Origin of the sequence: Streptomyces sp. NPDC051133 (assembly GCF_040682635.1) — a bacterium.
Taxonomy (GTDB): Bacteria; Actinomycetota; Actinomycetes; order Streptomycetales; family Streptomycetaceae; genus Streptomyces.
Window position 1 is genome coordinate 49,224 of the sequence record NZ_JBFBBK010000052.1, and the last position, 12,327, is coordinate 61,550.

Genomic DNA, 12,327 nt, shown 5'->3' on the forward strand with positions numbered 1-12,327 from the left:
CTACCATGGCGTGAACGCCCGGCGCGGCACCGACGCGGCGGGCCTGTGAGGGGGGTACGCATGATGCGGTTCCTGCGCTGGACGGCCGCCGTGGCCGCGGCGCTGCTGGTGGCCGGCTGCGGCGGTGGCTCGTCCGGCGGAGACGGGAGCGGGGGCAAGGGGAAGAGGGCGGCTCCCTCTTCGGCTTCCCCGTCGTCGCCGAAGCTGCCCGCCTCCCTCACCGCGCAGCGCCTGGACTGGCACCGCTGCACGGCGGCCAGGGGCTCCGCGGCTCCGAGCGGCGACTGGCGGTGCGCGACGCTGAAGGTGCCGCTGGACTGGTCCGAGCCGGGCGGCAGGACGATCGGCCTCGCGCTGATCCGCGCGCGGGCCACCGGCGGCGACCGCATCGGCTCGCTGCTGTTCGACTTCGGCGGTCCCGGCGGCTCGGGCGTGTCGATGATGCCGTACTACGCGGCCACCGTCTCCCGGCTGCACGAGCGGTACGACCTGGTGAGCTGGGACCCGCGCGGGGTCGGTGCGAGCGAGGGCGTCCGCTGCCGCAGCGACCGGGAGATCGAGGCCGCCGAGGACGTGGACGCCACCCCGGACACGCCGGCCGAGGCGAAGGCCTACTTCCAGGACGCCGCCGACTTCGGCAAGGGCTGCCGGAAGGCCGCCGGTCCGCTGCTCGCCCATGCCTCCACCACCGACACCGCGCGCGACATGGACCTGATGCGCCAGGTCCTCGGTGACACGCGGATGCACTACTTCGGCATCTCCTACGGCACCGAACTCGGCGGCGTCTACGCCCATCTGTTCCCCCGGCGGGTGGGCCGCATGATCCTCGACGCGGTGGTCGACCCGACCGCGGACACGGTGGGCCATGCCGAGAACCAGACCCGCGGCTTCCAACGGGCGCTGGACGACTATCTGAAGTCCACCGGCCAGGACTCCGCACAGGGCTCGCGGAGGATCGCGGCCCTGCTGAAGCGGATGGACGCGAATCCCCTGCCCACCTCGTCCGGGCGGAAGCTGACCCAGACACTCGCGGTCACCGGGATCGTCCTGCCGCTGTACAGCGAGTCCAGCTGGCCCCGGCTCACCAGTGCCCTCAACTCCGCCGAGAAGGGCGACGGTTCCGAACTGCTGGCACTCGCCGACGACTACAACGAACGGGACTCCGCCGGTCACTACGGCACGTTGTCCCACTCCCAGCGGGTCATCTCGTGCCTGGACGACAAGGAGCGGCCGACGCTCGCCGAGACGAAGAAGCGGCTGGCGGAGTTCGAGCGGATCTCACCGGTGTTCGGCGACTACCTGGGCTGGGACACGGCCGGCTGGTGCCACGACTGGCCGGTGCCGGGTCAGTTCGACGACCCGCAGGTCAGCGCACCCGGCTCCGCACCGATCCTGCTGGTCGGCAACACCGGCGACCCCGCGACCCCGTACGAGGGCGCGCGCAGGATGGCCGACGAGCTGGGCAAGGGTGTCGGTGTCGAACTCACCTGGAAGGGCGAGGGCCACGGCGCGTACGGCAACGGCAGCGACTGCGTCGACTCGACGGTCGACGCCTACCTGCTCGACGGCAGAGTGCCGAAGGACGGCAAGGTCTGCTCATGACGCCACAGGCCCACGGCGTCACGAGGCGGCCAAGGCACCGCGGACGGCTCTGCGGGCGTGAACGCCCATGACTCAGTCGAGGCAGAACTCGTTGCCCTCGATGTCCCGCATCAGGATGCACGACTCGTTCTCGTCATCGGCGGGCAGCAGCCGCACGCGTTCCGCGCCGAGCGCGACCAGTCGTGCGCATTCGGCTTCGAGCGTGGCCAGGCGCTCCTCGCCCACGAGTCCGGTGCCGGCCCGCACGTCGAGATGCACCCGGTTCTTGACGACCTTGCCTTCGGGAACGCGCTGGAAGAACAGTCGCGGGCCCACGCCCGAGGGGTCACTGCATGCGAACCACGCACCCCGCTCCTCAGCGGGCAGGGTGCGGTTGAAGTCGTCCCAGGTGGCGAAGCCCTCCGGCGGCGTCGGTGCGACGTACCCCAGCACCTCGCACCAGAAGCGAGCGACGCGCTCGGGTTCCGCGCAGTCGAAGGTGACTTGGAACTGCTTGATCGTCGGCATCGGACGACCATAGCGGCGGGAGATCGGCCCGTGAAGAAGCCCACGGCAGCTGAGGTGATCAGTGCCGTGGGCTTCCGCTCTCCCGCGGACCGGCGGGAACGGTGACCAGCAGACCGGCTTAATAGACCGGCTTCTGCGGTTCGATCTGGTTGACCCAGCCGATCACGCCGCCGCCCACGTGGACGGCGTCGGCGAAGCCGGCGGACTTCAGGACGGCCAGGACTTCCGCACTGCGGACACCCGTCTTGCAATGCAGGACGATCTTCTTGTCCTGCGGCATCGCCTCCAGGGCGGTGCCCATGAGGAACTCGTTCTTCGGGATCAGCTTGGCGCCCGGGATGGAGACGATCTCGTACTCGTTCGGCTCGCGGACGTCGATGATCTCGATGTTCTCGCCGTCGTCGATCCACTCCTTGAGCTGCTTCGGCGTGATCGTCGAACCGGCGGCGGCCTCCTGGGCCTCCTCGGAGACGACGCCGCAGAAGGCCTCGTAGTCGATGAGCTCGGTGACGGTCGGGTTCTCGCCGCAGACCGCGCAGCCGGGGTCCTTGCGGACCTTGACCTGGCGGTACGTCATCTCCAGGGCGTCGTAGATCATCAGGCGGCCGACCAGCGGCTCACCGATGCCCGCGAGGAGCTTGATCGCCTCGTTGACCTGGATGGAGCCGATGGACGCGCACAGCACGCCCAGGACGCCGCCCTCGGCGCAGGAGGGGACCATGCCGGGCGGCGGGGGCTCCGGGTAGAGGCAGCGGTAGCAGGGGCCGTGCTCGGACCAGAAGACCGACGCCTGGCCGTCGAAGCGGTAGATCGAACCCCACACGTACGGCTTGTTCAGCAGCACGCACGCGTCGTTGACCAGGTAGCGGGTCGCGAAGTTGTCCGTACCGTCGATGATCAGGTCGTACTGGCTGAAGATGTCCATCACGTTGTCGGCCTCGAGCCGCTCCTCGTGAAGGATCACGTTCACGTACGGGTTGATGCCCTTGACGGTGTCACGGGCGGACTCGGCCTTCGAACGGCCGATGTCGGACTGGCTGTGGATGATCTGGCGCTGCAGGTTCGACTCGTCGACCTCGTCGAACTCCACGATGCCGAGGGTGCCCACGCCCGCGGCGGCCAGGTACATCAGCGCCGGCGAGCCCAGGCCGCCGGCGCCCACACAGAGCACCTTGGCGTTCTTCAGCCGCTTCTGCCCGTCCATGCCCACATCGGGGATGATCAGGTGGCGGGAGTACCTGCGGACCTCGTCTACGGTGAGCTCAGCAGCCGGCTCAACCAGGGGTGGCAGCGACACGGGGACTCCGTTGGTCGGTCGATCACTACAGTTGTTCTCCTCGTAACACTGCCACGGCCTTCTTCATTCCGAGACACCCGGTCCGATACGCGAGACGATGTCGTCCCAGTAGCCGGGCATCGTCTCCCAGGGGTCCAGGCGGCCGCCCCCGTCGGTGTGGTCCGTGAAGTAGATCGTCGCCGCCCCCTGCCAGCGCGCGATCCGCAGCGCCTCCTCCAGGTGGCCCCGGGGCACTCCGTGCACGAAGTGGCAGAAGCGGTCGGGCGGATAGTCGGCGGTCCACTCGGCGGCCTGTGAGAAGCGGTAGTCGGACCAGGGGCCGGAGAAGGTCACCAGCTGGTCGGCGTTCTCGGCGTAGCCCGGGTGCGGGTGGGTGCCGTGCCCGAGGACGATGTGGGCCGTGTCACCTATCGCCCGGAGTGCGGTGATCGCGCGGCGGACCTCCGGGAGCGCGGTGCGCCCGGCGGGGCAGCGGTCCAGCAGGAAACCGTCGACGCGGTACCAGTCGAGATGGCGGTGCGCGTCGACGAGGAGGTCGGCGAAACCCCGGGTGCCGTGCGTGAGGTCGAGGTGGCCGAGTACGCGGACGCCCGCGTTCCGCAGCCGGCCCGCGGCCTCCAGACAGTGCGGGTCGGGGCGGGTGCCCGGTCCCGCGGCCACGTCGAGGACCACCCAGTCCAGCGGGGTGCCGGGGCGGGCGAGTTCGGCCCACTGGGCGGGCGCGACGAGCGGGTGGGCGAAGCCGGGGATGCCGAGCGCGGTGCGGACGCCGGTACTCGTGGTGCCCGCGGTGGTGCTCGTCAGATGCGGCATGCCGCCTCCATCCAGATGTCGGCGAGGGATTCCTCGAGGTTGATGCGGGGCCGCCAGCCGAGCCGGTCGCGTGCGGTGCGCACATCCGCCTGCTGCCAGCTGCCGCAGCCGTCCGGGTACGGGTACGCCACCGGCGCCGCGTGGTCGGAGTCGCCGCGGGGGTGGCCGATGGTGCGCAGCGGGCCGGGCGGGGCGTCGAGTTCGTGCAGGGCGCCCCCGTAGCCGGCCACGCGCGCGAGGACGGCGGCGGCGTCGCGGAGGCGGACGGCGCGGCCGGAGCCGATGTTGATGACGCCCTGGGCGGCGGAGAGCGAGGCGGCGTGCACGGCGCGGGCGACGTCGCGTACGTCGACGAAGTCGCGCTGGACGCCGAGCCCGCCGAGCTTGAGCTCGCCGTCGCCCGACTGCATGGCGCGGCGCATGGCCTCGGCGAGCCGGCCGAGCGGGGAGCCGGCCGGGGTGCCGGGGCCGGCGGGCGAGAAGACGCGCAGCACGACGGCGTCCAGGCCGGAGCCGAGGACCAGTTCGGTCGCGGCGAGCTTGCTGACGCCGTACGGGCCGCCGGGGCGCGGTACGGCGTCCTCGGCGGTGGAGGAGCCGGGCTGGCTCGGGCCGTACTCGGCGCTGCACCCGATCTGCACCAGCCGGGCTCCGCAGCCGCTGCGGCGCAGGGCCTCGCAGACGGTGGCGACGGCGACGGTGTTGTGCCGGGTGAGTTCGCGGGCGCCGCCGCGGGTGGCGCCCGCGCAGTTGACGACGACTCCGGGGTGGACCGCGTCGAGGAAGCGGGTGAGCGCGCCCGGGCTGCCGCTGGCGAGGTCGAAGCGGACGTCGGCGTCGTCGCCGCGGCCGAGCGCGGTGAGCTGGACGGCCGGGTCGGCGAGCAGGCGGTCGGCGACGAAGCGGCCGAGGTAACCGTTGGCTCCGATCAGCAGGACCCTCATCGCGCGGCTCCCGGGGTGTGCGCGCCGGTGGAACCGGCCTGGGCGAAGGCTCCGGCGGCGGCTCCGGTGGCTCCGGGCGCTCCGGCTCGGGAGGTGGTCATCTGGTCTTCTCCTTCAACAGGGGTGGTGCGGTTGCCTACGGCGATGGGTCGGGCCGGCGCCCGAAGGGTCACTCGGGTGTTGTCGTGGGCGCGTGGGCCGAGGCCCGGGTGAGCGTGCGGCCGGCGTGCAGCAGCAGGGCCAGGGCCGCGGCACCGCAGGCCAGGGCCGGAACGGCGGCCTCGCCCCAGGCGTTCACGAGGGTCTCGACGGGAGTGCCGAGGACGGCGCAGCCGGGCAGCCGGCCGGCCAGGGGCAGCGCGAGGGCCACGGCCTCCGTGGCCGCCGCGGCGCCGAGGGTGAGGGCGGGGGCGCGCCGGTGGTGGTGCACGGCGAGCAGCCGGGCGAGCAGGAGCAGTGCGCCCAGGGTGAGGGCCTGCGGGTAGGCCGCCGGTTCGTGCAGGACGGTGCCGCACAGCAGGAGCAGTGCGGTGAGCGCGCCGAGGAACAGGGCGAACGTGCCGAACAGCAGCGGTTTCGCGGCGGCCGTGAAGTCCTCCAGGCCCCGGCTGCCGGCGAGTCTGCGGCGGGCGCCGGCGGTGAGCAGGTGGGCGCACCAGGCCGCCGGGGCGCAGGCCAGGACGAGGGCCAGGGCGGGCGCGGTGGCCGTGGGCCAGGAGCCGTCCGGGGTGCCGGTCGGCAGTGCGTCGGGGCCGGCCGCCGGCACGGCCTGCAGCAGGCCGTCGCCGAAGAGGGAGTATCCGAGCAGCCAGAGCGTCCACGCGCGCGTGCCGCTCGCCGCGTGCCACGCGCGCGTGCCGCTCGGGTCGGCGAGGGGGCCGCGTCGCAGGGCCGCGCGCGTGGCGAGGGCTACGGCGAGGAGGCCGCCGAGGGCCGTCAGCAGGCGGGGTTGCCCGTGGGTCAGGCGGAGTCCGGCCACGGTGGCGGCGGCGAGGGCGCCGGGCAGCAGCGTGAGCAGGACCCAGTCGGCGCGGATTCCGGGCTCCGGCGCGGCCGCGGGCCGGGGGCACGGCTCACCGCCGCGCGGCACGCGCGCGTACAGCTCCTCCGCGAGCGAGAAGACGTCACGGTGCCGGAAGCGGGCGGCGGTCCGGTCGGTGACCCCGTGCGCCTCCAGCCCGGCGGCGATCTCCAGCGGGTCCACGGCCCGCTCGCACAGCTCTCGGTGCCGGTGCAGCAGGGCTTTCACCGGGTCGACGGCGCCCCGCCGGGGTGCGGCGGGCTTCCGGTCCGGCGCGGGGTCCGTCACGACGCCCGCGGCGGCCGGTCCCGGGTCCCGGCGGGCGCCCGGGAGCGCGGGTCCGGACACCGCCGCGCGCGCGTCCCACGGATCGGCGCCGCCGGGCCTCCCGGGCCGGTCGCGCCCGCTCGATCCGCCGCCCGCCGGGCCAACGCGGGACGCCGGGCCGTTCAGGTCGCCCACGCCGGCGTCCGGGGCATCCACCCCGCCGGCCGGCACGCCCTCGGCGAGGACGGCATCCTCGTCCGCACCTCTCTTCGGCTCCGCCATCACGCCCCCTCCGCCGTCACCAGCGGCGTCGCACGGACCGGTGCGGTCGTGGCCCAGCCGGGGGCGCCGCGGGGCATGACGCGGGCCGTGGGGCCCGTCCAGCTGCCGGGGACGTGGGACTCGGCGGGGGCCGCGAAGGGCAGCGGCTCGCCGGTCTCGTCGAGGACCACGCGCCGCACCGGACAGTGCGACACGATCTCCAGGTAGATGCCGTGGAATGCCGCGATGTTCTGCTCCACGGTGAACAGTTCGAGCGCCCGGGCGCGCGCGGCGGCTCCGAGGCGTTCACGGCGCTCGGGGTCGCGCAGCAGCGCCACGCACGCCTCCGCGAGCGCCCGCGGGTTGCGCGGCGGTACGACGAGCCCCGTGCCGCCGATGACCTCCACGACCGCGCCGACGTCCGTGGACACCGTGGCCCGGCCGCAGAACATGGCCTCGACGAGGCTGATGGGGAAGCCCTCCACCACGCTGGAGAGGACGACGACCGCTCCGGCGGCGTAGGCGTCGGGCAGCGCGGGGGCCTCCGGGCCGCCGATCTCCTCGAAGGAGACCGGGTTGTCGCCGACGGCGTGCACACCCTCCGCCTCGTCCGGGAAGAGCTGCGCGGCGAGCGCGCGGCAGTGTCCGAGGTAGGCCGCGCCCTCGGGGCCGGCGGGGGCGCCGACGATCCGCAGCAGCGCCTTGGGCTCCTCCTTGCGGACCTCGGCGAAGGCGTGGAGGAGGGAGACGAGGTCCTTGGCGGGTTCGACCCGGCCGACCCAGACCAGCGTGTCCGGGTCGGAGCGGTCGGGCGACTCGCCGACCTCGGTGAAGCGGCCGGCGGCCATGCCCGGGTACACCGTGCGGATCCGGGCCCGGTCGGCGCCGCACCGTTCCTGCCAGCGGCGGGCGTGGGCGTTGCCCGGGGTGAGGATCGCGGCCCCGCGGTACACCTCGGCGGCGAGCCGGCCGTGGAAGGCGGCGAGCAACGCGCGGACGGCGGGGGCGGCGGCGTCGGGGCCCAGGGTCAGGTAGTGCGAGCGGAGCTGTACGCCGTACTCGGTGACCAGCAGCGGTACGTCGCAGAAGTGCCGGGCGAGCAGTCCCAGGAGGGCGGCGGGGCCGCCGGCGGTGGCGTGGCAGAGGTCGGCGGCGCCGAGCCCGTCGTCGCCGTACCAGTCGAGGGAGAGGGGGCGCAGGGCCCGTTCGAGGTGTGCGGTGACGGTGAGCAGATCGGGCACACGCGCCTCGCGCGCCGTGCGCAGCGCGCCGGGGGCGCGGCAGGCGCGTTCCAGGGTGCGTACGGCGGCGTCGGAGCGCAGGGCGCCGACCAGGCCGCCCTCGTCGCGGGCGAGTTCGGCGAGTCCGTACAGCGCGCTGCCGAAACGGTCCGCCATGTCCGTGGGCCCCGCGTCGGTCCCGGTGTCGGGTCCGGCCCCGGCGCAGAGCGCGGCGACCAGTTCCCCGTAGTGCTCGGTGAAGCACCGGCGCGCGCGCCGCCCGTGCACGACCCCGTCGTCGTCGGCCGTCCACAGCGGTGCGGTGCGCACCTGGCCGACCTGCGGCGGAAGGGGGACCCGGCCCTCGTCCTCCTGGCGCCGACTGCGGCTGAGCGCGTAGACGTCGAACTCGTGCTGCTCGAGCCCGCGCACGAGCCGGTCGCACCAGAGTCCGGCGTCACCGCCCACGTACGGGTAGCCACCCTCCGTCAGCAGTCCGATGCGCACGTGTGCACCCCCGATCTCCCGTCTGGGGAGCCGCCGTGGTCCCGGCGGCTCGCAGCGGGACGAACGTAAGCGCACAAGGCGGTGGCGCGACGGACGGTTGTCCATCGCGCCACCAAAAGGGGTGAACGGTCGTAACTTTCGCGTGCGGGTCGCGTTCCGCCACGCTAAGGGTTCAGACAGTCATCGTGTGTGCACGAAACGTTACGCCACGGCCGGCTCCCGCCGGGCGGCGCGCCGCCGGGCCGCCACTTCCGGGTCGAGCGCCGGTACGGCGGCCAGGAGCTGCCGGGTGTACGCCTCGCGCGGGCTGTCGTACACCTCGTCCGCCGGCCCGTACTCCACGAGCCGTCCCTTGCTCATCACCGCGACCCGGTCGCTGACCTGGCGCACGACGGCGAGGTCGTGCGCGATGAAGACCAGCGCGAGGCCGAGTTCCCGCTGGAGTTCGCCGAGCAGGGCGACCACCTGGGCCTGTGTGGTGACGTCGAGCGCGGAGACGGGCTCGTCGCAGACGATGACGCGCGGCTCGGCGGCGAGAGCCCGGGCGATGCCGATGCGCTGGCGCTGGCCGCCGCTGAACTCGTGCGGGTAGCGGTCGTAGTGCGCCCTTTCGAGCCCCACGCGCTCCAGCAGCTCCGTCACGCGCTCCCGGATGCGCTCCTCGTCGCGCTCTCCCCGCGCGCGGAGCGGGTCGGCGATGGACTCGCCGACGCTGCGGCGGGGGTTGAGGGAGGAGACGGGGTCCTGGAAGACCATCTGGACGGCCGGGTTCACGCCGCTGTGCGGGCGCCCCTCGTAGCGGATCTCGCCCGCGGTCGGCCGCAGCAGCCCGACGAGCATGCGGCCGAGCGTGGTCTTGCCGCTGCCGCTCTCCCCGACCACGCCGAGGGTCTCCCCGCGGTGCACGGCCAGCGAGACGTCGTCCACGGCCGCGAACGTCCGCCTGCCGCGCCCGAACTCGCGCCGCACCCCGCCGGCCGCCAGCACGACCTCGTCGGAGGCCTGCGAGCCGGTGCGGCGGGCGTCCACGCGCGGGACGGCGTCGAGGAGTTCACGGGTGTACGTCTCGGCGGGCGTGGTGAGGACCGTGCCGACCGGGCCCCGTTCGACGGCCCTGCCGTGCCGCATGACGAGGATGTCGTCCACGCTCTCGGCGGCCACGCCCACGTCGTGGGTGACGAGCAGCAGGCCCATGCCGGTCTCCTCGCGCAGCGTGTGCAGCAGGTCGAGGATCTGGGCCTGGACGGTGACGTCGAGGGCGGTCGTCGGCTCGTCGGCGATCAGCAGGTCCGGCTCACAGGCGAGGGCCATGGCGATGAGCGCGCGCTGGCGCATGCCGCCGCTGAACTCGTGCGGGCGGGACCGCGATCGCCGCGCCGCGTCCGCGATGCCCACCCGTTCCAGCACGTCGACGGCACGCGCGCGTGCGGCGCGGCGCGACACGCGCGTGTGCACGCGGTACACCTCGGCGATCTGGTCGCCGATCGCGTAGTACGGGTCGAGGGAGGACAGCGGGTCCTGGAAGACCATGGCGGCCTTGGCGCCGCGCAGCCGCCGCAGTTCCTCGTCGGAGGCGTCCTGGACGTCGGTGCCGGCCACACGGACCGCGCCGCCGACCCGCGCCCCGGTGCCCCGGTGCAGGCCCAGCAGGGCGCCCGCGACCGTGGACTTGCCGGAGCCGGACTCGCCGACGAGGGCCAGGGCGGCGCCCTTCGCCAGCGTGAAGGACAGCCCGTCCACGGCCCGCAGCGCACCGAACTCGACGGTCAGGTCCGTCACTTCCACCAGGCTCATACGAGCACCACCCGTCGGTCGGCCACCGCGTACAGCATGTCCGCGAGGGTGTTGGCGAGGACCACGAAGAATCCGGTGACCAGGACCATGCCGACGACCACCGGCAGGTCGACGACCTTCACCGCGTGCACCAGCTCCTGGCCGATGCCGGGCAGCCCGAAGAGGGTCTCGGTGAGGACGGCGCCGCCGACGGCCGAGCCGAAGGTGACGGCGTTCAGCGCGATGACGGACGCCGTCGCGCCGCGCAGGGCGTGCCGGGCGATCACCGCGCGTTCGCCGACGCCGTACGCGCGGAACGTACGGATGTGGTCCTCGGCGAGCGTCTCCAGCATCGACGCCCGGGTCAGCCGGGCGAAGTTCGCCGACTCGACGAGGGCGAGGGAGAGCCAGGGCAGGAGCAGGTTCCAGGCCCACTGTTCGGGGTCGTCGGTGAACTTCACGTACTCCGGGAAGGGCAGCAGCTGCAGCTCGCCGCAGACGACGATCATCAGCACCAGGCCGATGACGAAGACGGGGGTGGCGACGCCCGCCAGGGTGACCGCGGTCAGGACGCGCTCGCTGAACCGGCCGCGCCGCCACGCGGACAGCACGCCGGTGCCGACGCCGAGCAGCAGCCAGATCACCATCGCGCCGAGCACCAGCGAGAAGCTCACCGGCAGCTTGGCCAGGATGATGTCGGTGACCTGCTGGCCGGTCTGGTACGACTGGCCGAGGCAGGGCGCCGAGCAGTGCTCGACGGACGTGCCGGTGGAGAAGTCCTGGCCCACGAGGAGGCCCTGCAGGAAGTGCCAGTAGCGCACGTACAGCGGGTCGCCGAGGTGCAGTTGCTGGGCCACCTGGTGGACCTGGGCCGGGGAGCAGCGCGGACCGCAGGTGATCTGGGCGACGTTGCCGGGAGTGACGTAGAAGACGACGTAGATGATCACCGAGAGGGCGAAGAGGGTGACCACGGCGCCGGCGAGGCGGCGCAGGACGAAGCCGGTGAGGCCGTTCACGCCCGGCCCTCCTTCCGTGCGCCGGTCGCGGCCCGGTCCGTCTCGGCCCGGCGCTCGGTCTCGGCCCGGTGCTCCGTTCCCGCCCGGTGCTCCGCGCGGGCCTCGCGCTTGCGGCCGGTGCCGATGCGCAGCCGGGAGGCGGCGCGCGGGTCGAGGGCGACGCGGACGCCGTCGCCGAGGACGGTCATCGCGAAGACGGTCACGAACAGGGCGCCGGCGGGCAGCAGCAGGTACTGCGGGGCCGCCTGGTACCAGACGTCGGCGCTGGTCAGCATCTGTCCCCAGGAGGGTGTCGGCGGCTTCACGCCGACACCGAGGAAGGACAGTGCCGCCTCGGCGCTGATGTCGGAGGGGATCAGCAGCGCCGCGTACGTGATGACCGGCGCGGCGAGTCCCGGGAGGAGTTCGCGCACGGCGATCCGCCAGGTGTTCCAGCCGCTGAGCCGGGCCGCGGCGACGTAGTCGAGGTTCCTGAGGGTGAGGGTCTGGGCGCGCACCATCTTCGCGGTCGTGCTCCAGCCGGAGACCAGGGCGATGACGAGCGCGACGAGCACGGGGCGCGGGAAGCTGTCCGGGACGACGGCGAGCAGTGCGAGCGCCATGATCATCAGCGGCACCGAGAGGAAGATGTCGGTGATCCGGCTCAGGACCAGGTCGACCCAGCGGTTGCCGAGGCCGGCCGCCACGCCCATGACGATGCCGACGATCACCTGCACCAGCGTGGCCGCCAGCGCGACGCCGAGCGACACCCGGGCGCCGTACACGAGCCGGGCGAACATGTCGCGGCCGGTCTGCGGTTCGACGCCGAGCCAGTGGTCGGCGCTCATGCCGCCGAAGGAGCCGATGGGCACGCCGCCGCGCGCGGAGTCGATCAGCGACGGGTGGTACGTGGTGGGGTCCTGGCCCTCCAGGGCGGTGAGCAGCGGCGCGGCGAGCGCGACCAGGACGAGCAGCGCGACGACGGCCGCGGCGACCAGGGCGGCGCGCTGCCCCCGCAGCCGCCGCCAGAACTGACGGGCCCCCGAGACGGCCGGGGCGGAGGTGCCGGCACCGCTTGCCCTGGAACTGCGGTTCCGGCAGGCCGTGCACCTCGGGGCAC

10 protein-coding genes are annotated in these 12,327 nt (G+C 73.6%); 1 reads left to right on the forward strand and 9 read right to left on the reverse strand.

Going from position 1 to position 12,327, the window contains the following annotated elements; translation table 11 throughout:
• Positions 1-60 precede the first annotated feature (60 nt).
• On the forward strand, positions 61-1,602 hold the full coding sequence (locus AB0N17_RS36490; protein ID WP_366015927.1) for an alpha/beta hydrolase: 1,542 nt from the start codon (positions 61-63) through the stop codon (positions 1,600-1,602).
• 72 nt (positions 1,603-1,674) lie between these two features.
• Here the strand turns inward: AB0N17_RS36490 and AB0N17_RS36495 are convergent, their stop codons facing one another.
• The 9 genes from AB0N17_RS36495 to AB0N17_RS36535 all read right to left on the reverse strand — a co-directional run.
• A complete protein-coding gene (locus tag AB0N17_RS36495; RefSeq protein ID WP_366015928.1) occupies positions 1,675-2,109 on the reverse strand; it encodes a VOC family protein in 435 nt (144 codons plus the stop codon).
• 118 nt (positions 2,110-2,227) lie between these two features.
• Complete coding sequence (moeZ, locus tag AB0N17_RS36500) at positions 2,228-3,406, reverse strand: adenylyltransferase/sulfurtransferase MoeZ (RefSeq protein ID WP_366015929.1); 1,179 nt, start codon at positions 3,404-3,406, stop codon at positions 2,228-2,230.
• A gap of 63 nt (positions 3,407-3,469) precedes the next feature.
• A complete protein-coding gene (locus AB0N17_RS36505) occupies positions 3,470-4,219 on the reverse strand; it encodes a spherulation-specific family 4 protein (protein ID WP_366015930.1) in 750 nt (249 codons plus the stop codon).
• The gene (locus AB0N17_RS36510; RefSeq protein ID WP_366015931.1) at positions 4,207-5,163 is read right to left on the reverse strand and encodes an NAD-dependent epimerase/dehydratase family protein; all 957 of its coding nucleotides are present in this window, start codon (positions 5,161-5,163) and stop codon (positions 4,207-4,209) included. The genes AB0N17_RS36505 and AB0N17_RS36510 overlap by 13 nt, the downstream gene beginning before the upstream one ends.
• 169 nt (positions 5,164-5,332) lie before the next feature.
• Positions 5,333-6,733 (reverse strand): hypothetical protein, encoded by a 1,401-nt coding sequence (locus tag AB0N17_RS36515; protein ID WP_366015932.1) that lies wholly within the window; start codon positions 6,731-6,733, stop codon positions 5,333-5,335.
• A complete protein-coding gene (locus AB0N17_RS36520) occupies positions 6,733-8,439 on the reverse strand; it encodes a DUF3492 domain-containing protein (RefSeq protein ID WP_366015934.1) in 1,707 nt (568 codons plus the stop codon). The genes AB0N17_RS36515 and AB0N17_RS36520 overlap by 1 nt, the downstream gene beginning before the upstream one ends.
• Before the next feature lie 201 nt (positions 8,440-8,640).
• Positions 8,641-10,233 (reverse strand): ABC transporter ATP-binding protein, encoded by a 1,593-nt coding sequence (locus tag AB0N17_RS36525; protein WP_366015935.1) that lies wholly within the window; start codon positions 10,231-10,233, stop codon positions 8,641-8,643.
• Positions 10,230-11,228, reverse strand: coding sequence for an ABC transporter permease (locus tag AB0N17_RS36530; RefSeq protein ID WP_366015936.1), 999 nt, complete (start codon positions 11,226-11,228; stop codon positions 10,230-10,232). Before AB0N17_RS36530 ends, AB0N17_RS36525 begins: the two co-directional genes overlap by 4 nt.
• On the reverse strand, positions 11,225-12,327 hold a 1,103-nt coding region (locus AB0N17_RS36535; protein WP_366015937.1), incomplete at its 5' end, for an ABC transporter permease. The genes AB0N17_RS36530 and AB0N17_RS36535, both read right to left, overlap by 4 nt.